4 protein-coding genes are annotated in these 24,124 nt (G+C 40.5%); 1 reads left to right on the forward strand and 3 read right to left on the reverse strand.

Translation table 11 applies throughout. The features are described 5' to 3' along the window. Positions 1–2 precede the first annotated feature (2 nt). Positions 3–698, reverse strand: a complete 696-nt coding sequence (locus ACDF53_RS01210; RefSeq protein ID WP_370815238.1) for an aquaporin — start codon at positions 696–698, stop codon at positions 3–5. A 261-nt stretch (positions 699–959) separates the two neighbouring features. Here ACDF53_RS01210 and ACDF53_RS01215 point away from each other — a divergent pair, with 261 nt between their 5' ends. Further along, positions 960–1,667, forward strand: a complete 708-nt coding sequence (locus ACDF53_RS01215) for a glutamine amidotransferase (protein WP_227721538.1) — start codon at positions 960–962, stop codon at positions 1,665–1,667. A gap of 230 nt (positions 1,668–1,897) precedes the next feature. Here the strand turns inward: ACDF53_RS01215 and ACDF53_RS01220 are convergent, their stop codons facing one another. Next, the gene (locus tag ACDF53_RS01220) at positions 1,898–3,307 is read right to left on the reverse strand and encodes an MATE family efflux transporter (protein ID WP_227721539.1); all 1,410 of its coding nucleotides are present in this window, start codon (positions 3,305–3,307) and stop codon (positions 1,898–1,900) included. 336 nt (positions 3,308–3,643) lie between these two features. Next, positions 3,644–24,100 carry an ESPR-type extended signal peptide-containing protein gene (locus tag ACDF53_RS01225; RefSeq protein WP_370815239.1) on the reverse strand — a complete coding sequence of 6,819 codons (20,457 nt, stop codon included), beginning with the start codon at positions 24,098–24,100 and terminating at the stop codon, positions 3,644–3,646. Positions 24,101–24,124 lie beyond the last annotated feature (24 nt).

Raw genomic sequence — 24,124 nt, forward strand, 5'->3', positions numbered from 1 at the left:
AATTAATTATCTTTCACAGAGAACCATGCACGATGGAATACAGCTGCAATCGCACCACCTACTAAAGGAGCAACGATGAAGAGCCATACTTGAGCCAATGCTTCACCACCTGTGAATACAGCTGGAGCTAATGCACGAGCTGGGTTTACGGATGTACCAGTCAATGGAATACCGATCAAGTGAACCATTGTCAATGTAGCACCAATTACAAGACCTGCAAGAGCAGATGTTTTTTCACTAGCTGTTACACCAAGAATTACAAGTACAAATACAAATGTAAGGAATGTTTCCACTACAAATGCACCGCCCATAGAAAGGCCCACAGCACTCAATGTACCATAGCCATCAGCACCAAAACCAGAAAGTGTTTCAGAACCATTTACGACTACACTCAATAAACCTGTACCTGCAAAAGCACCAATAACTTGAGCTACTACATAACCAGCAAAATCCTTAACGGACATACGGCCAGAAAGCCATACACCAATGGATACTGCAGGGTTTACATGGCAACCAGATACGTAACCGATTGCATATGCGCCAGCAACGATTGTCAAACCGAAAGCCAATGCAATGGCTACAACGCCCAAGTAACCTAAACCTAGACCACCAGTAAAACCGCCTGTTACAACAGCAGTGCCAGTACCAAAGAATACCAAAATCATTGTGCCAATAAATTCAGCAATATACTTGTTCATGTTCTTTCTCCTTACAATACCTTTATGAACTAAAAAGGCATGATCCCTCTCTTAGGGTTATTCATGTTACTCTCATTAGTATAAACATTTTATAAATTATGTCAACGACTTTTTTCGATATAATTTTACAAAATGTTTTTCTATAATGAGATGTTAATATCATGATTTTCATCACACAATAAATTCTATAGAATGTGTTATACTAGTGATGCATATTTTGTAGAGATTTCTATTGTAAATAGTACTTATATAGGAGAAACCATGAGTAAAACAGCTTATATTGTACGTCATATTAACTTTGAAAATGCCGGTATTTTAGAGTCAGTCCTTATTGATCGAGGGTTTGAACTAACATACATTGAGGCCCCCCTTGCCAATTTCGAACACTATGATGCGACAGAGGCTGATTTAATCATCGTTTGCGGTGCCCCTATTGGCGCGTACGATGAAGAGCTCTATCCTTTCTTAACAGATGAAATCAAATTTATTACAGATCGTATAAATAGCCAAAAACCATTACTAGGCATCTGTTTAGGTGCCCAACTCATATCCCGTATTATGGGCGGTCACGTAGGGCCTATGAAACATGGCAAAAAAGAAATTGGCTTTGGACCACTAGAATATACACCTGAAGGGGCTTCCTCCCCTCTAGCATTGCTTGGTAATGTACCTGTCCTTCACTGGCATGGTGATGAATTCGAAATTCCTAAAGGTGCAGTGCGTCTTGCTAAAACAGAGCTATGTCCAAATCAAGCATTCTCCGTAGACACTCATATCCTAGCACTTCAATTCCATATGGAGGCTGATCCTGCTGTAATTGAAAGTTGGCTTGTAGGCCATTGTGCAGAGCTTTCTAATGCAGGTATCGACATTCCTAAACTAAGAGAAGATGCAAAACGTCTCCGTCAAGAGTTGCCTGCTGCCGGTAAAGCCGCTTGTATCGCTTGGCTTGAACAAAATCATTTATAAAAATAAGAACCGCCTTAGTAATACTAAGGCGGTTCTTATTTCGTTCTTATATATATCCCTTACATAAGATGTTCTGGTCATATAACACATTCCCCAATGTGTCATTTTTTCCACATTTGGTATTGTACATTAAACAAATTGAATAGGCAAGAAGTTTTTTCATAAACCTTTCATAAATTATTTTAATTTTTTCAATATAAGAATGATACTCATATACAAATATTGATATTTTAAACAATTTTATGCTGCCACGCCCCACGAATAAATCGTACGTAAGAACAACATAAACGAAGTGACTGGTCAAAACATAAAGATAACCATGCCCCTAATAATCCTAAACCAAAGGTGATACACAATAGGTAAGTAATTATAGGTCGTATTATGGCTACACTAACAAGGGAGTATTTCATAATGTAATAGGTGTCCCCTGCCCCTTTTAGTACACCAGAGTATACTTGTTGCAGCGCTTGTGGGAATGCAGCAATAGCCATAATGCCCATTAAAGCCCCCGCTAACATAACTACTTCACTTTCACGTGTATACAATTGTACTAAGAGATCCCCAGGGCCAATAAAAATCAATGCACTGACAAGGCCTACAACGAGACCTATACGGGCACCAATTTTCCCATAGGTTTTTGCAATATCCGGCCGTTTATGACCTAAACTCTGACCCGTATGGGACGCACCAGCAAAGCCAAGACCCATAGCGAAGTAGTAGAATATATCCATCAAATTCATACATACATAATGAGCAGCTAGTGGAACCGCCCCTAACGATGCGACAATCATAGTGTAAGTATACATACCAAACCGTTCAAAGAATTGTTCCCCTAGTGAACTACCACCTACGTGGAACATAGTATGTAACACGGATCGTTCGAACTTCCATTTTGAAGGATGGCGCAAGGTTAAACCTGTAGTCGTATGTTGAGAAATCGTACGCAGTAATAATAGAGCAATGACAGCACTACTAATCATTGTAGATACACCAGCGCCCATGACGCCAAGCTCAGGGAAGAACCCTATGCCATAAATTAGGAAAAAATTCATGATGGTGTTTAGAATATTCCCTACCACATTCGATTTAAAAATGACCTTTGTATTGCCATACCCAATAAGAGCAGCCCCTACAATCTGACTAAAGGACTGGAATATAAGACTAATAACAATAAAACGTCCATACCAAACAGCGGTCTCAATATAGCCATCTTCAGCACCGGTAAAGCGTAAAATATGCTCTAAATTAAAGAAACATATGGCCAATAAAGGTGCATAAATCAAGAAGTTCAACAGGATGGACTGCTTAAGAACAGCATTCATACCATCCACTTCACCCTCGCCATGCCGTCGAGCTATAATCGCTGTGACTGCAATGGATAAGGCTCGACAGAATATGAGCATTACCATCTCTGGCTGTCCCATGATACCTACTGAAGCAAGTGCGGATGCCCCTAAAGCACCAACCATCGCTAAGTCTATGGCAGTCATAAACTGTAACATCAAGCCTTGTAATGTAGCGGGCCAAGCTATTTTTAAATAACGACCATACAGCTGCTTAGTGGTTCCTATAGGCCCCAATCGTTCTGTAGCAGGCAGCATAGTATCAACAGAAAGCCATCGTTGTATGCGGTCTAACATAGTAACTCCTATTCATGCAAGATCGTACAAGGTGGAGCAAAATTCTTATCTCCTAATATCTTCTGTATTATATCACAACAATACATGAAAAGTCATTCATATATTATGTTTTTATTTAATAATCTATATCAAAATAGCAAAAGAACCCCTTACCTATCCACTTATACCCATCAGGGTATAAACGTGATAAGTAAGGGGTTTCTTTTTACAACTCCAGTTCTTCAAAACAACAGATATTGAAATTGTATCTCACTAAAACAAAGGAGGTATTTCAAATAAAGCTTTAAAGACTAGAGTGTTAGATTACTCAGTATCGATTATCTTACTCTATACTGATTAACCTTTAGCTGCTAACAATTTGTCCACTGCTGCGCGCAAATCATCTAAACCTTGTTTTGTTTCAGCCAATTCTTGACGTTGACGTTCATTTTCGGCTTCCAATGTATTTAGACGAGCTGCTTGATCAGCAATAACATATTTTTGTTCAGCATTTTCCTTCTTGAGGCTAGATACCTCATCTTGCATTACATATACAGAGCTAATAGGGCCTGCTTTGTAACGGTCAGGAATGTTTTTCTTTTCTGGGCTAGAACCAAATTTATGGGTTACGCCAGCATTCACCATATTATGGTTGCCACCAACAGAAACACCTACGTTGAACATAGTATCTTCGTTAGTGTAATGCGCAAGACCAAGTGCTGCTGCAGTTTCACCACGGTAGTTGCCTACGCCTGCCATAATTTGAGTTGGCTCTAATGGATCATATTGAATTGGTTTCAACGCTGCCATCGCTGCTGCATGCGCACCTACACGTTGTACTTCACCTGCGACTTGACCAATGGCATCACCCATTTTTGCATTGGATGCTTTCAACTGACCAATATTCACAGCATCTGTATCATCAGAACCAGGTGCTACACCTTTAATTTGATTATTACCATTATTGAGGCCATCCTTAGTCAAGGATACAGGACCTGCATTAGGGTTATTCGGATTTGCACTACCAGGTGTAATTGTTATGCCATTACCATTTATTACAGTTGTGTTACCAGCTGCATCTTTAAATGTAGCAGATTTCATATCTGTCAGATCTGGATTTACAGCATAGCTAATTGTTTTACCTGCATGGCTAACCATCATATTATTGCCTGCTTTGAAAGTAAGCGTTTCATTTGGTCTAATTTTTTCTGGTATTGCACTTGGTGTGCTATTTACACCAGAACCTTCTGTACCAACAGTAGCATCCCAGCCTGCATTAGCTACAGCAGATTGTACTTGATCTTCAGTGGCTGCACGGCCAGAAGTAATGTTATTCGGATCCCATGTTTTATTGGTTAAACCTGTTACAACACCATCTTTACCATTTACAGCAACAGGATTATTACCACCTGTAGTAATGATGCCATCTTTGCCATCAATACCTACTGTACCAATAGCGGCCTTACCATCCTTACCATTAAGGGCAATTTTATCTGCTACTTTCACAGAACCATTAACGCCATCAATAGCAACAGCATTTGTACCATCACCAGCTTTAATTGTGCCATCTGTACCATTAATAGCTACAGCATTACCATCTTTACCGGCTTTGATCGTGCCATTTGTACCATCTACAGTAATCGCTTTTGTTGGATCAGCTGCACCTAAGGTAATCTTATCATTCAACTTGTTATCGTAAATGATATGTCCATCTGGAGCAGTGGTTTTAGTCAACACAATATTACCTGTCGTATTATCGGCGCTTTCACCACCATTAGCAGTCAACTCAGTCGTTGCCGCCTTAGTCTTAGCATCTAATTGGCGTACATTAACAGCATCTGTATCATTTGTACCATCAGCTACATTAACAATCTTATTATTGCCATTATCAAGACCATTACCCGTTAAGGACACTGTATCTTTACCAGGTTTTGTAATTGTTACACCATCCTTAGTGAAAGTAGCCTTGTTGCCAGCAGCATCCGCCACAGTTGTACCAGTCGCTTCAACCTTAGTAGTATCGCCTGCTGCATTTGTTACAGTTGCACCAGTAGCAGCAACATTTGTTGTATTACCTGCTGCATCTTTAACAGTTGCACCTTTAGCGTCTACCTTAGTTTCATCACCAGCCGCATTTTTCAATGTATTGCTAGTCGCATTAGATACATTAGAATTACCTGCATTATCTGTCAAGCTATTGCTTGTAGCATTAGACACATTAGAGTTACCCGCATTATCTGCCAATGTGTTATTAGTTGCTGTTGCAGTATTCGTATTACCATTTGGATCTGCAATCGTATTAGATGTTGCATTCGATGTGTTTGTATTGCCTGCACCATCATTAATCACATTTTTATCTGCTGTGCTTGTATTCGTTTTAGCACCATCAGTGATTGTAGTACCCGCTGCCGTAGTGGCTGTGGATTTTGTACCATCTACAACAGTGTTACCAGCCGCGTTAGATGTATTCGTTTTACCACCATCAGTTTGAACGATACTATCGCCTTTGATAACAGTTGTTTTTCCACCAGTGGCATTGAATATAGCAGATTCCATATCTTTAAGATTTTTATTCAAGGAATATGATAATGTTTTACCATTTTGGTCAATAATGAGGTTATTGCCAGCTTGTAATTGAACCTCTTCACCACTAGAGATCTTAGTCTTAGCTGAGCCATTAGCTTCACCAGTGGAACCAGCCACTGTACCAGAGTTTATATTCCAACCAGCACCTACTGCATCAGATACTTGTTGTAATTGATCTTCTGTTGCAGCTCGACCAGACATAGCTTTTGTAACACCTGGTGTCCATGCTGTATTTGTTAAACCAGTAACAGTACCAGCAGCACCATCTAATTTAACAGTGTTAGCACCACCTGTAGTGATTGTGTTATTCACACCATCTACCACTGCAGAACCTGCTGTTACCTTACCAGCAGTACCATCAACAGTCACCTTATTAGCGCCAGTACCTGTTGTAAGCGTATCTTTAGTGATAACTGTGCTGTTACCAGCATTATCTTTAACAGTTACAGTGCTAGCAGTCGCTTCGGTAGTGTTTGTACCATCGGTAATTGTATTGGATGTCGCATTAGATGTATTTACATTGCCATTGCCATCATCAATTACATTACTATCTACAGTAGTCTTATTAGATTTTGCACCATCAACTAATGTGTTTTCATCAACTGTAGATGTATTAGTCTTAGCACCATCTTTAATCACTTGACCAGCTGCAGTTGTTTCTGTGGACTTAGTACCATCAGCTACTGTATTACCAGCCGCTGTAGATGTATTAGTCTTAGTGCCATCTGTTTGAGCAATGCTACTGCCTGTAATAACAGTCGTTTTACCACCTGTTGCTTCGAAGGTTGCAGAGTTCATCTTCACAAGGTCTTTATTCAAGGAGTATGTGAAGTCTCGTTCGTTTTGGTTCACTGTGAGGTTTTCACCTGCAATCAATTGAACTTTGTCGTCTTTACCAACCTTAGCATCCTTCTTAGTACCTGTTTGGTTACCAGAAGTTGTAGCATCTTTGTCAGCAGTGATTTGCCATGTTTGTTCCCCTACTTGTTTCAATTGTTCTTCCGTAGCGGCACGGCCTTTTGTTGCAAAGTCTGCACTAGTTACAGTTGTGTTAGACAAGCCAGTAATATCGTTTGTAGTACCACCAGTTACCGTTACAGTACCAGTTTTTACAGTACCAGCTGCACCATCTAAGACAACTGCATTAGCACCACCAGTTGTAATTGTGTTGTTCACACCATCTACAACGGAGGAACCAATAGTAGCTTTACCTGCTGTACCATCAATTGTTACAGCGTTAGCACCAGTACCAAGGGTCACTGTATCGTTGAGTTTTACGTCATAGATAGTATGACCATCAGCTGCCGTTGTAGATGTAAGGGTTACATTACCTGTTGTAGCATTTGCTGCTTCACCATTGTTAGCAGTTACTGTAGTAGTAGCCTTTTTAACATCTGCGATGTTAGCTGCATTTGTGTTATCTGTATCATCATTATTTACATGGCCACTTGCTACATTTTTAATGACATTATTGCCATTATCCAAACCAGCATCAGTCAGGGATACAGGGTTTTTACCTGTTGTATTGATACGTACACCATCAGCTGCGTAATTAGTATTACCATTAGCATTGGTTACTGTTGTACCATCAGCTGTAGTTGCTGTAGATTTACCACCATCAGCTACTGTATTACCAGCCGCTGTAGATGTATTAGTCTTAGTACCATCAGTTTGTGCAATGCTATCGCCTGTAATAACAGTCGTTTTACCGCCTGTTGCTTCGAAGGTTGCAGAGTTCATCTTCACAAGATCTTTATTCAAGGAGTATGTGAAATCTCGTTCGTTTTGGTTCACTGTAAGGTTTTCACCAGCGATCAATTGAACTTTGTCGTCTTTACCAACCTTAGCATCTTTCTTAGTACCTGTTTGGTTACCAGATGTAGTAGCATCTTTATCTGCAGTAATTTGCCATGTTTGTTCCCCTACTGCTTTTAATTGTTCTTCAGTAGCGGCACGGCCTTTTGTTGCAAAGTCTGCACTAGTTACAGTTGTGTTAGACAAGCCTGTAATGTCATTGGTTGTACCACCAGTTACGGTTACTGTGCCAGTTTTCACACTGCCAGCTGCACCATCTAAGACAACTGCATTAGCACCACCAGTTGTAATTGTGTTGTTCACACCATCTACAACGGAGGAACCAATAGTAGCTTTACCTGCTGTACCATCAATTGTTACTGCATTAGCACCAGTACCAAGAGTCACTTTGTCGTTGAGTTTTACGTCATAGATTATATGACCGTCAGTAGCCGTAGTAGATGTAAGGGTTACATTACCTGTTGTAGCATTAGCTGCTTCACCATTGTTAGCAGTTACTGTAGTAGTAGCCTTTTTAACATCTGCAATATTAGCTGCATTTGTGTTGTCTGTATCATCATTATTTACATGACCACTTGCTACATTTTTGATGACATTATTGCCATTATCCAAACCAGCATCTGTTAAGGATACAGGGTTTTTACCTGTTGTATTGATACGTACACCATCAGCAGCATATTTAGTATTACCGTTAGCATTAGTTACTGTTGTACCTGCTGCAGTTGTTGCAGTGGAATCAGTACCATTAGCAATAGTATTAGATGTAGCATTGGATGTATTTACATTGCCATTGCCATCATCAATTACATTACTATCTACCGTTGATTTATTGGATTTAGCACCATCTTTAATTACGTAACCAGCTGCAGTTGTTTCTGTGGACTTAGTACCATCAGCTACTGTATTACCAGCCGCTGTAGATATATTTGTCTTAGTACCATCTGTTTGAACGATGCTATCGCCTTTAATAACAGTTGTTTTACCGCCTGTAGCTTCGAAGGTTGCAGAGTTCATCTTCACAAGATCTTTATTCAAGGAGTATGTGAAATCTCGTTCGTTTTGGTTCACTGTGAGGTTTTCACCAGCGATCAATTGAACTTTGTCGTCTTTACCAACCTTAGCATCCTTCTTAGTACCTGTTTGGTTACCAGATGTAGTAGCATCTTTGTCTGCAGTAATTTGCCATGTTTGTTCCCCTACTGCTTTCAATTGTTCTTCCGTAGCGGCACGGCCTTTTGTTGCAAAGTCTGCACTATTTACAGTTGTATTAGACAAGCCTGTAATATCATTTGTAGTACCACCAGTTACGGTTACAGTACCAGTTTTTACAGTACCTGCTACACCATCTAAGGCAACAGCATTAGCACCACCTGTAGTAATTGTATTATTTACACCATCTACAACAGAAGAGCCAATTATAGCTTTGCCAGCAGTGATTGCACTTGTATTTGTACCATCGGTAATTGTATTAGATGTCGCATTGGATGTATTTACATTGCCATTGCCATCATCAATTACATTACTATCTACCGTCGATTTATTGGATTTAGCACCGTCTTTAATCACTTGCCCAGCTGCAGTTGTTTCTGTGGACTTAGTACCATCAGCTACTGTATTACCAGCCGCTGTAGATGTATTCGTCTTAGTACCATCTGTTTGAGAGATGCTATTGCCTGTAATAACAGTTGTTTTACCACCTGTTGCTTCGAAGGTTGCAGAGTTCATCTTCACAAGGTCTTTATTCAAGGAGTATGTAAAGTCTCGTTCGTTTTGGTTTACTGTGAGGTTTTCACCAGCGATCAATTGAACTTTGTCGTCTTTACCAACCTTAGCATCTTTCTTAGTACCTATTTGGTTACCAGATGTAGTAGCATCTTTATCTGCAGTGATTTGCCATGTTTGTTCCCCTACTGCTTTTAATTGTTCTTCAGTAGCGGCACGGCCTTTTGTTGCAAAGTCTGCACTAGTTACAGTTGTGTTGGACAAGCCTGTAATATCGTTTGTAGTACCACCAGTTACGGTTACAGTACCAGTTTTTACAGTACCTGCTGCACCATCTAAGACAACTGCATTAGCACCACCAGTTGTAATTGTGTTATTCACACCATCTACAACGGAGGAACCAATTGTAGCTTTACCTGCTGTACCATCAATTGTTACTGCATTAGCACCAGTACCAAGAGTCACTTTGTCGTTGAGTTTTACGTCATAGATTGTATGACCGTCAGTAGCCGTAGTAGATGTAAGGGTTACATTACCTGTTGTAGCATTCGCTGCTTCACCATTGTTAGCAGTTACTGTAGTAGTAGCCTTTTTAACATCTGCAATATTAGCTGCATTTGTGTTATCTGTATCATCATTATTTACATGACCACTTGCTACATTTTTGATGACATTATTGCCATTATCTAAACCAGCATCAGTCAAGGATACAGGATTTTTACCTGTTGTATTAATACGTACACCATCAGCGGCATATTTAGTATTACCGTTAGCGTTAGTTACAGTCGTACCATCAGCTGTAGTTGCTGTAGATTTACCACCATCAGCTACTGTGTTACTAGCGGCTGTAGATGTATTTGTCTTAGTACCATCTGTTTGAGTAATGCTATCGCCTGTAATAACAGTTGTTTTACCGCCTGTGACTTCAAAGGTTGCAGAGTTCAGCTTCACAAGGTCTTTATTCAAGGAGAATGTGAAGTCTCGTTCGTTTTGGTTCACTGTGAGGTTTTCACCTGCGATCAATTGAACTTTGTCGTCTTTACCAACCTTAGCATCCTTCTTAGTACCTGTTTGATTACCAGATGTAGTAGCATCTTTGTCTGCAGTAATTTGCCATGTTTGTTCCCCTACTTGTTTCAATTGTTCTTCAGTAGCGGCACGGCCTTTTGTTGCAAAGTCTGCACTATTTACAGCTGTGTTAGACAATCCAGTGATATCGTTAGTAGTGCCACCAGTTAGTGTTACTGTACCCGTCTTAACAGTACCATCTGCACCATTAATCACAACAGCATTAGCACCACCTGTAGTAAGCTTGCTTGCTACACCATCGATACCAACTGTACCAATTTGTGCCTTACCAGCAGTAACTGTACTTGTATTAGTACCATCAGTAATTGTATTAGATGTAGCATTGGATGTGTTTGCATTACCATTGCCATCATTGATTACATTGCTATCTACAGTAATTTTATTAGATTTAGCACCATCAACTAATGTATTTTCATCAACAGTAGATGTATTAGTTTTAGCACCATCTTTAATCACTTGACCCGCTGCAGTCGTTTCTGTGGACTTAGTACCATCTGCTACAGTGTTGCCAACTGCTGTAGATGTATTCGTTTGTGTACCAGCTGTTTGAACGATACTATCGCCTGTAATAACAGTTGTTTTACCACCTGTTGCTTCAAAGGTTGCAGAGTTCATCTTCATAAGGTCTTTATTCAAGGAGTATGTGAAGTCTCGTTCGTTTTGGTTCACTGTGAGGTTTTCACCTGCGATCAATTGAACTTTGTCGTCTTTACCAACCTTAGCATCCTTCTTAGTACCTGTTTGGTTACCAGATGTAGTAGCATCTTTGTCTGCAGTAATTTGCCATGTTTGTTCCCCTACTTGTTTCAATTGTTCTTCAGTAGCGGCACGGCCTTTTGTTGCAAAGTCTGCACTATTTACAGTTGTGTTAGACAACCCAGTAATATCGTTTGTAGTACCACCAGTTACGGTTACTGTACCAGTTTTTACAGTGCCAGCTGCACCATCTAAGGCAACTGCATTAACACCACCAGTTGTAATTGTGTTATTCACACCATCCACAACGGAGGAACCAATTGTAGCTTTACCAGTTGTACCATCAATTGTTACAGCATTAGTACCAGTACCAAGGGTCACTTTGTCATTGAGTTTTACATCATAGATTGTATGACCATCAGCAGCCGTAGTAGATGTAAGGGTTACATTACCTGTTGTAGCATTCGCTGCTTCACCATTGTTAGCCGTTACTGTAGTAGTTGCTTTTTTTACATCTGCAATATTAGCTGCATTTGTGTTATCTGTATCATCATTATTTACATGACCACTTGCTACATTTTTAATAACATTATTTCCATTATCTAAACCAGCATCAGTCAGGGATACAGGATTCTTACCTGTTGTATTGATACGTACACCATCAGCTGCGTAATTAGTATTACCGTTAGCATTGGTTACTGTTGTACCTGCTGCAGTTGTTGCAGTGGAGTCAGCACCATTAGTTACAGTCGTACCATCAGCTGTAGTTGCTGTAGATTTACCACCATCAGCTACTGTATTACCAGCGGCTGTGGATCTATTTGTCTTAGTACCATCAGTTTGCGCAATGCTATCGCCTGTAATAACAGTTGTTTTACCACCTGTTGCTTCGAAGGTTGCAGAGTTCATCTTCACTAGGTCTTTATTCAAGGAGTATGTGAAGTCTCGTTCGTTTTGGTTCACTGTGAGGTTTTCACCAGCAATCAATTGAACTTTGTCGTCTTTACCAACCTTAGCATCTTTCTTAGTACCTGTTTGGTTACCAGAAGTTGTAGCTTCTTTGTCAGCAGTGATTTGCCATGTTTGTTCCCCTACTGCTTTTAATTGTTCTTCAGTAGCGGCACGCCCTTTTGTTGCAAAGTCTACACTATTTACAGTTGTATTAGACAAGCCTGTAATATCGTTTGTAGTACCACCAGTTACGGTTACAGTACCAGTTTTTACAGTGCCTGCAGCACCATCTAAGGCAACGGCATTAGCACCACCAGTTGTAATTGTGTTATTCACACCATCCACAACGGAGGAACCAATTGTAGCTTTACCTGCTGTACCATCAATTGTTACAGCGTTATTACCAGTACCAAGGGTCACTTTGTCATTGAGTTTTACATCATAGATTGTATGACCATCAGCAGCTGTAGTAGATGTAAGGGTTACATTACCTGTTGTTGCGTTAGCTGCTTCACCAGTATTGGCAGTAATTTCAGTTTTAGATGCTTTTTTAGCTACGTTAATCGCATCAGCTACGTTTTGTGCTGTCGCTACACCATCTGTAGTTGGACCAGTTACAGTACCATCTGCACCAGCTGTGATAGCAGCTGTATTTATGTCGTATTTCACAACCCCTGCATCATCGATAGAGGCAGTTGTTAATGTACCATTCTTGAAGTTCAAGCCATCTGCCAAGGAAACTTGTTTTGCGGTACCATCATTTGCTTTGTAAGACAAGTTTGTCTTATTCGCAATCTTAGTACCATCGATTGTTACCTTGTAATCCTTAGTCGTACCATCCGCACTTGTTGTCGGTGTTACAGAAATTGGATTGTTAGCATCAGTTATATCTGTGCTTACTGTTACAGCCGCTACAGCAGATTTTTTAACCTCTGCTTCAGATACTTTTACAGTTAAATCTTTACCGTTTGCGTCAGTAGTTACATATTTACCATCGCCAACGATATTGAACGTATCGTCTTTAAGATTTACTACGCCAGCAGATGTATTAGTATCGCCAGAGAATTTCAAGTTAACTGCATCAGTTGTCGCTTTAGCAGTATCTGCTACAGCTTTCAGTTGATCTTCTGTTGCTGCACGACCAGTTGTAGCAGTACCATTCCATGTTGTATTGGATAAACCTGTTACATGGCTGTTATCTCCATCAACAGTTACGCCACCAATAACCGCATTCTTAGCAGTCACTTTACCTGTAGCGCCATCGAGTTTGATAGTTTCAGTTGTACCATCACCAACAGATACGCTTGTCAAACCAGCAAGGTCTTTATTCAAGGAATATGTAAACTTACGTTCATCTTGGTTGATTGTAAAGTTATCACCTGCAACTAATTCAACAGTTTGATCCTTACCAACAGTAGCATTTTTCTTAGTGCCTGTTTGTGCACCAGTTGTACCAGCTTTATCTGCTGTAATGTTCCAAGTTTGGCTAGATGCAGCATCTGCTACCTTTTGTAATTGATCTTCTGTAGCAGCACGGCCTGTTACGGCTTTAGTTACACCAGGAGTCCAATCTTTATTAGTCAAACCAGTAACAGTACCTGCAGCACCATCTACTGTAATAGTGTTTGCACCACCTGTAGTGATGGTGTTATTTACACCATCTACAACAGCAGTACCAACAGTGGCTTTACCAGCTGTACCATCGATAGTCACTGCATTAGCACCAGAACCAAGTGTCACTTTATCATTGAGTTTTACGTCATAGATTGTATGACCATCAGCAGCAGTGGTAGATGTAAGAGTTACATTACCTGTTGTAGCATTAGCTGCTTCACTTGTATTAGCAGTAATTTCAGTTTTAGCTGCTTTTTTAGCTGCGTTAATCGCATCAGCTACGTTTTGTGCTGTTACAACCCCATCTGTAGTTGGACCTGTTACAGTACCATCTGTGCCAACTGTGATAGCAGCTGTATTCACGTCGTATTTTACAACGCCTGCATCATCGATAGAAGCAGTTGTTAATGTACCATTCTTGAAGTTTAAACCATCTGCCAAGGAAACTTGTTTTGCTGTACCATCGTTTGCTTTATAGGACAAGTTTGTCTTATTTGCAATCTTAGTACCATCAATCGTTACCTTATAATCCTTAGTCGTACCATCCGCACTAGTTGTCGGTGTTACGGAAATAGGATTATTAGCATCAGTAGTATCAGTGCTTACTGTTACAGCTGCTACAGCAGATTTTTTAACCTCTGCTTCAGATACTTTTACAGTTAAATCTTTACCATTTGCATCGGTAGTTACATATTTACCATCGCCAACGATGTTGAATGTATCATCTTTAAGATTGACTACACCAGCAGATGTATTAGTATCGCCAGAGAATTTCAAGTTAACTGCATCAGTTGTGGCTTTAGCAGTATCCGCAACAGCTTTCAATTGATCTTCAGTAGCTGCACGACCAGTTGTAGCCGTACCATTCCATGTTGTGTTAGATAAACCAGTTACATGGCTGTTATCACCATCAACAGTTACGCCACCAATAACCGCATTCTTAGCAGTCACTTTACCTGTAGCACCATCGAGTTTGATTGTTTCAGTTGTACCATCACCAACAGATACGCTTGTTAAACCAGCAAGGGCTTTATTCAAAGAATAGGTAAACTTACGTTCATCTTGGTTGATTGTAAGGTTATCACCTGCAACTAATTCAACAGTCTCATCCTTACCAACAGTAGCATTTTTCTTAGTGCCTGTTTGTGCGCCAGTTGTACCTGCTTTATCTGCTGTAATGTTCCAAGTTTGGCTAGATGCAGCATCTGCTACCTTTTGTAATTGATCTTCTGTAGCAGCACGACCTGTTACGGCTTTAGTTACGCCAGGAGTCCAATCTTTATTAGTCAAACCAGTCACTGTACCAGTTGCACCATCTACCTTAATAGAGTTTGTACCACCAGTTGTAATTGTGTTATTTACACCATCTACAACAGAGGAACCAATAGTGGCTTTCCCCGCTGTACCGTCGATTGTTACTGCATTAGCGCCTGTACCAAGGGTCACTTTGTCATTGAGTTTTACGTCATAGATTGTATGACCATCAGCTGCTGTAGTAGATGTAAGGGTTACATTACCTGTTGTTGCGTTAGCTGCTTCACCTGTATTAGCTGTAATTTCAGTTTTAGATGCTTTTTTAGCTGCGTTAATCGCATCAGCTACGTTTTGTGCTGTTGCAACCCCATCTGTAGTTGGACCTGTTACAGTACCATCTGTGCCAGCAGTGATAGCAGCTGTATTCACGTCGTATTTTACAATGCCTGCATCATCAATAGAAGCAGTTGTTAATGTACCATTCTTGAAGTTCAAGCCATCTGCCAAGGAAACTTGTTTTGCTGTACCATCATTTGCTTTATAGGACAAGTTTGTCTTGTTCGCAATCTTAGTACCATCGATAGTTACCTTGTAATCCTTAGTTGTACCATCCGCACTAGTTGTCGGTGTTACCGTCAATGGGTTATTAGCATCAGTTGTATCTGTACTTACCGTTACAGCAGCTACAGCCGATTTTTTAACCTCTGCCTCAGATACTTTCACAGTCAAATTCTTGCCATTCGCATCAGTAGATACATATTTACCATCACCAATGATATTGAACGTATCATCTTTAATGTTCACCACGCCAGCGGCAGTGTTAGTATTACCTGCAAATTTCAAGTTTTGATTGCCCACAGCCGTTTGGATATCACCAATATTAGCTGCATTAGTCACAGTAGTACCACCACTAGCAACGTTAGAAATAACCTTGCCACCAGCATTGATACCATCTGTTTTATCAATAGAAATACCACCAACAGTAAGTGTATCTGTTGTAACACCAGTACCTGTAATGGCTGTTGTACCATTTGTTAAACCATTTGTATTGATAACCGTATTGCCTGCTATGAAAGATGTACCAGTGAAAGTAGTGCCTGTGAATGCTTTACCAGTTACAGAACCATCTGCACCATTTAATGTAATTGCATTAGCACCAGATCCTACAGTTACTTTATTATTAGCTGTTACAGAGTCAACGGTAATATCCTTCTTAGTGGCAACAGTGATTTTCTTTTTATCTGTACCATCTTGTGTAATCTCGATATTATCGCCATTAACAAGATCCACAGTGTCGCCACCTTTTACTGCTGTTTTATCAGTTGTGCTGGAATTAGTTGTAATACTCCAAGCTGCACCTGCTTTAGCAGCCTCAGCAGCTTTATTAATAGCATCAGATACATTCTTAGCTGTTGCCAAGCCATCTGCACCAGTTACAGAAGCTTCACCTGTTGTAGCATTACTATTAATCGTAGCACGAGTAGTGGAAATCTCTACAGTATTACCATTCATATTCGTAGATACAAAGTCACCTGTAGCGCCTTTCACATTAAACGCCACATCAGCCTTGCTTAAAGATTGGCTAGACGCAGTGCCAGTATCGGCACCCAAGGTAATATTTCTAGCAATCGCTGTTGCATTAGTTGCAATAGCTGCTGTATTTTTGGTGATATTACCTTTATTCGTAGCAATGTCTGCCGTATTCGTTACAATATTGCCTTTATTTGTTGCTATATCTGCAGTATTAGTATTGATTTGAGTCTTGGTTGCTGTATTAAGATCAAAGGATACTTTACCATCATTATCAACTGTAGCAACAGTAGAGCCACCATCTACAAAATCAAGACCTTTAGATAAAGATACTTTCTTTGCATTAGCATCTGCCGCACTATTAGCACGATATGTTAAATCAGTTTTAGCAGCGAGTTTTGTGGTATCGATACCTATTGCATAATCCTTAGAATTAGTACCCGCTGTTGGGGTTACCGTAATCGGATTGTCAGCTTGCGTATCCTTACTTACTGTTACAGCAGAAACAGCTAAATCCTTCACCTTAGCGGTATCAACAGCAACTTTCACACCTGCTGCCGTAGCAGACGTGCTTACAAGGTTACCATCGCCCGTTACTGCAAAGGATACATCACCGTCTTTAAGGTATTTATTACCTGTAGAACCAGTATCAGCAGTGAGGCCAATACCCTTCGTTGTAGCGTTGACAGTGTCAGCATCTAAACCAACCGTAATCGTTTGATTATTTACAGTTGCTGTTACACCGTTAGCACCAGCCACGTTAAGTTTTTGGTTTTTAAGGTCCACAGTGCCGTTATTTGTACCATCAGTAATATTGAGATTTTGAGACAAGTTAGCAACCGCTTGTTTCACATCCCCAATATTGGCTGCATTAGAATCATCGGTAGCATTATTATTTACCGTACCGCTAGCTACATTAGAAATAACCTTACCACCAGCATTAATACCAGCAGTTTTATCAATAGAGATACCACCTACAGTTACTTTATCTGTTGTAATACCTGTGCCTGTAATAGCAGTTGTACCATTTGTTAAACCAGACGTATTGATAACAGTATTACCTGCAGTTACGGAATCAACAGTTATATTCTTAGCCGTTCCGATGGTGAAAGCCTTACCAGTTTGGCTGATTTCAATGTTATCTCCATTATTAAAGGCAATTGTATCGCCACCTTTTACCGCTTCTTCAGCATGAGCATTCGCTTTTACTTTGAAAGAAGAAGCATCCTTAGCAGCATCCTTAATAGCTTGTTCATTAACAGTCAAGGTTACATCATTGCCAGATGCAGCTGTCGAGATAAACTTGTTATCCCCTTTGATGTTGAAAGATACATTACCATCCTTTAAGGACTTAGCAGTCGTAGATGTGCCTTTATCATCGGCTAACGCAATAGTATGAGCAATGTTTGCTGTATTTGTTGCAATATTTGTTGTGTTAGTAGTAATTTGATTTTTGTTTGCAGTGATATTCGACGTATTCGTAGCAATATCTTGTGTATTTTTTGTAATCTTATTACCTAATACAGTATTTGTATTGTTAATTGCAGCAGCAACCTCTGTGGCTTTAGCTACACCGGTAGTACCCGTTACAGTACCATTCGTTGTATTAGGTGTTAATGTACCTTCTGCTACGTCAATAGTAATCGTTTGCCCACTAACAGTGGCTTTCGCTGCACCTGTACCTGTTACTGTTAATTTTTGATTTTTAAGAGCTACAGAACTATTATTTGTGCCATCGCTGATGTTTAAGTTTTGAGACAAGCCATTAACAGCAGAGTTAATAGCACTAGCTACATTCTTAGCAGTAGCTAAACCATCAGCACCTGTTACGAAAGCAGCACCAGTATTGGCATCACTATCAATTGTGGCACGTTTTGTAGATACTTTTACAGCACTACCATCCATTGTAGTAGAGATATAGTCACCAGTGGCACCACTCACCGCAAAGGACACATTACCATTGCTTAAAGACTGACTAGAACCTGTACCACTATCTGCGTTAAGCGTAATAGTACGGCCTACTGCTGTAGCAGATTTATTAATAGAATCTTTTGTAGCTTGATTTAAATCAAAAGATACCTTGCCATCAGAATCTACTGTTGCCACAGTATTAGTACCATTAACAAAATTAAGACCTTTAGCTAAAGACACAGTTTTTGCTGTAGCACCATTGGCTGTATAGGCTAAATTCGTTTTAGCTGCAAGTTTTGTAGTATCGATGCCAATTGCATAATCTTTAGAATTATTTCCTGTCGTTGAAGTTACAGTGATAGGATTATCTACAGTATTAGCTTTACTTACGGTTACTGCTTCTACAGCTAAATCTTTTACTTTAGTGGAATCAACAGATACTTTTACTCCAGCGACAGAGCCTACAGTAGTAACTAGATTACCATCACCAGCCACTTTAAAAGTTGCATCGCCGTCTTTTAGATACTTGAGGCCTGTGGATCCCGTATCTCCAGTTAAACCAATACCTTTAGTTGTCGCATTAACAAGCTCTGGTTCAAGGCCTATTACAAGATTTTGTCCACTCGTATTCGAATAGATATCTGTGCGAATACCATTTCCACCTGTTACGGTAAGCTTTTGGTTACTAAGATTTACTGAGCCCGTTTTAGTTCCTTTATTGGCAATGATATCCAACTGAACTCCAGAAACAACGTTATTAATTGCTTGGGCTACATTACTAGCATCAGCTAATCCAGTTGAAGCAGAGGCTCTACCATTATTTAAAGTTATGTTTTGTACATTAGGAGAAATAGTTAATTGCTTACCATTTGCAGCTGTCTTGATATAAGTATTATCGCCATTAATGGACAATTTGCTATTAGCAAGATTGACATCTCCACTGCCAGTATTGCCTGTAAAAGCTAAGTTAACGCTTTTTAATTGAGCAATGTTAACGGCATCTGTGTCATTAGTGCCAGCTGCAACACCGGTTATCTGACGCGTCATCGTACTATTGCCTACGGATACTGCACCAAGTTTACTTGTTAAAGCAATATCAGTTAATCCGGCATATTTATCTGTGCGATTTGTATTAACATTGTATCCTTGTACACCAGCTGCAGTACTAGCTTCAGAGAAGGAACCTAATGCAATACCATTGTACGCAGAAGTATTGGAATTAGGACCTATTGCTACACCATTCTCAGCAGAGGAACCTGCATTAATCCCCACTGCGATAGCAGATGAGGCACTACCGTTAGTATTTTTACCAATAGCAATAACATTATCAATCGATTTAGTAGCACTGCTGCCGACAACTTTGGCACCAGTACCAAGCATAATAGACTCACTAGTATAGATTTTAGTATTAGCAATATTACCAGCACCATTGCCTAAGCTAGTATTATTATTACCAATTACTTGTCGCCCTGCATTTGTACCAACACCAACATTATTAAGACCATTGGACTGCATTCCGGCAGCCCAGCCAATGGCAACACCATTAGCATTATTTGAAGCACCATTATTTGCTTGGTACCCCAAAGATATTACACTATTACTATTAGCCTGTGCCCCATTACCTATTGCTAGGCCTGAATCGCCCTTAGCCTGTGACGAACTTCCTAAAGCAACTGCATCTTGTCCAGCTGTAGATGCACTTCTACCTAATGCGATAGCATTTTGTGCTGACGCAGCTGCATTATACCCAATGGCAAGAGCACTTTCAGCTTCCGTTGAAGCACCAAAACCTATGGCTGTTTGATAATTTGTACCCACTTTAGTCTTTGTACTAGAGCCCAAGGCGGTAGTCCCAACACCATTAGCCTGAGCGCCCTTAAATTGCCAATTACCACCACCAAGAGCAACAGTAAAGTCACCATTGGCTTTAGCATCTTTACCAAGAGCCACCGATCCAACAGCATTAGATACTGCACTAGGTCCAATTGCTATAGCATCTGTACCTGTAGCACCATCATTATTTATATTGCCTGCATCAGAAGAATTTACAGAGAAGTATTTTACCTTTGCTGCATTTAATTGAGATACATTAACTGCATCATTATCCTTCACACCATTAGCCACATTTCCTAATATTCGAGGAGTTTGTGTTTGCTTATTCGTATCAGTTTGAGCAACATTCACCAGTGCTAATGATGCTGGGGTCTGTGCAACAGCACCAGTTACTAATGTACCGTCATCTTTGACATCTACTGTACGGTAGTATTTTTCAACCTTAGTACCATTCTCAATCGTTGATACTTTTGAAAGCGGTTCCCCTGTAGCATTTACATTAACCACAGAACCAGAACCACCGTTCATAATATTAGTTACTTTACGTGCCAAGGAGTAGATTTGAGAACCATTAACTGCATCTGTACTTGTTTGAGAAACCTCACCTGGCGCCACATTTTTAAGCTGACGTTCGAAACCTTTAGCACCAAAGGAAACAACGTCACCAGGAGAAATGTTTTCACCGCCAGACCATTTAACTTCTACACCATCAATAATTGCATTCACTTGTTTTGTTGCATAATGGTCCGTATTAGAACCACCACCGATAGCTACAGAGTTATCAAAGTTAGCACGAGCCGCAGTACCAATGGCCACAGCATTAGTAACAGGGTTATTATTAACAACTTGGCCTTTATCATTCATACGAGCCATACTGTTAGCTGCAGTACCAATTGCAACACCTGCATTACCGGCAAGAGCACTTGTACCATAGGCGACACCAGCATGAGCTGCTGTGGTGCCTTTATAGTCTGTCAAATTATAGCCTGTTAGATCTTGAATTGCAGTTTGTAAGGTACCAGTAACCTCAGCATCATTCTTATTAGTATAGGAGACTAGCTGATTTGCAGCTTTTCTGGCATCATCGCCACCAATGGCAATCGCAGAATGGCCATCAACCTTTACATTGCCACCAATAGCAATGGATTGATCACCTGTAACAACAGCACCTTCATCTGGAGAAAGACCACTACCAATGGCAACCCCTTGTGTTATATCGGCTGCTACACGAGAATTTGATCCTATAACAATTGCACGACTTGTAGTTGTTAAGCCCGCACCAGTCTTAGTTTCTGCTTTTGCATTTCTACCAATAACAACGCTATCTTCACTTAAGGATTGAGCACCACTACCGATAGCAATACCATTTTGTTTTGTAACTGTGCTAGATGGACCTATGGCAATAGAATTGCCCCCTTGTGCTCCATCATTATCAACATTACTACCAGCACCTGTTGCTGTAGAATTAATAGATACATACTTTATAGGCTTAATCGCGCTGGCTACAGCATATAATTGGGAGCCATTAATTGCATCTGTACTTGTAGCAGATACTTCACCAGCTGCGACATTTTTAATTTGTCGTGTTGCACTAGCGTTGCCTACAGAAACTTGCATATTAGGATTGTTTGTAGCGCCAGCAAAATTATAGGTAATACCATTTATTGTAGCAGAAGGTATATTTGTAGCCGATGTTGCAGTCGTAGAACCACTACCTAACGCAACAGCACCTTTCTTATCTGACTGGGCATTAGTACCAATAGCCACGGTATCTTCAGAACTAGCCGTAGTATTCTTACCAATAGCTACAGCACCTTTTGCAGAGGCAGTCGTTTTATCGTTAGATGCATCATTTTCTTGACTGCCGATAGCCAAACCACCATTAGATGCAGTCGCATGATGACCAATGGCGGTAGATGTCCCCGTAGCAGTTACATTTCGGCCCATCGCAACAGCAAAGTTACCGTTTGCACTTGCCTCATAGCCCATAGCCATAGAAGTAGATCCAGTAGCAAAAGCATTTCGTCCCATAGCTAATGAGTAAATACCTGTTGATGCAGAATCTTGGCCTATTACAACCCCACCTGCAAGATTATTATTTGTATCTTCAAAAACACCTTTACCAATTGCTACACCACCAGTTGCAGCTAAGGCATTCTGACCTACAGCGACCCCACTATTCTTAGCATTTGCATAAAAACCTAAGGCAACTGCATTATCCCCCTCTGCAGTAGTGGCATAATTAATAGTCTTAAGCGTATTAACAACGGACCTCGATGAATTTATGCTACTTGCAAATCCTCGTGGCCCAGAGTTTCCCGCACCACTACCAACAGCTACGGAATTTTCACCTGTAGCTTTGGCATTCGTACCAACAGCTAACGCTCTGCCACTAGTTGCACTTGCGGTTGTACCAATAGCTAGAGACTCATTTCCAGATGCAGATGCTTGCATACCCACAGCAGTAGCTGTTGTACCTGTAGCACTGGCTAGAGACCCCAATGCTGTAGCCGATGCACCAGTTGCCGCCGAAGAACGACCTAATGCAGTGGCACCAATAGCAGTACCTTTTGAATTTGCACCAATGGCAATAGCTTTTTCAGAATCTGCAAGTGTTGATGTACCTAAAGCAATAGCATCTGATCCAGATGCTATTACATTACTACCGCCATCTGTACCTGAGCCAATACCAATAGCCCCCGAACCACTCGCTGTAACTTTATAACCAATAGCTGTAGCTTTTTGTGCAGAGTTAGAAATCTGAGAGCCGATGCCAATGGATTGATTACCTGTAACACTAGAGTAATAACCTATTGATGTACTAGCCCCACCAGCAGATGTCACATTTCTACCGATAGCAATAGCATTTCCATCAGACGCATTAGCTGTCATACCAATAGCTATATCATTGGTATTTTTTGCTTTTGCATTATACCCAATCGCAGTTGATTTCTCACCAGTAGCCTCTGTTTTTTCAGTGTTATCGATAGCAGAATCACCATTACCACCACCAATAGCAATTGCATTTGCAGCTGTTGCAGATGCACTACGCCCGAGTGCGGTCGCATTACCACCAGTTGCTACAGCACGTAAACCTATAGCGGCATCGCCCCATTTATTATACGCATTAATCGTAGCCGCCTTATCATCAAATGGGGCCCCATTATTAACAGCTCCAGTATAAGTGTTCGCACCAGCCAGTGCTTGGTAGCCAAGAGACAAAGAACCATTACCATAGCCACGTGCATCTGGGCCCATTACCGAAGATCCCTCTTTGAGTGCCTTGGCTTGTTCACCAATCGCAATAGAGTTATCAACAGTGACTTTACTTTTCCAGCCAACCCCTACACTATACTGACCAGAAACATTAGCATCAGTACCAATTGCGGTAGCATTTCCAGCATTAGCTATAGCTTTAAAACCAAAAGCAGATGCACCCGGTCCTGTAGCATTAGAATGTGCACCAACTGCTGTTGCTGCATTAGCTTCGCCACCACTTGGAACACCTTGTGCAAAACTATCAGAACCTATAGCAACGGATTTAGCACTAGAAGCATTAGCAGCCACACCTATAGCTTGAGCATTTTGACCTGTTGCACTGGATGAACGCCCCATCCAAAATGCACTTTGAGCTCCTTCGCCACCTGCTGGCCATGCTGCAAATGTTGCTTGTCCACCATTAACCATCGCCAAAGCCGCAAATATCCCGGCCACTACAATTTTCTTTTTCCCAGTTTTGTTCTTTGCGATTTCAGATACTACGATGTAGCACTGTTTCGACTTAGACCAAATTACTTTAAAAATCTTATTCATTGTCTTTCCTTTTTACCAATTAAC

It is taken from the genome of Veillonella sp., assembly GCF_041333735.1.
Lineage (GTDB): Bacteria > Bacillota > Negativicutes > Veillonellales > Veillonellaceae > Veillonella.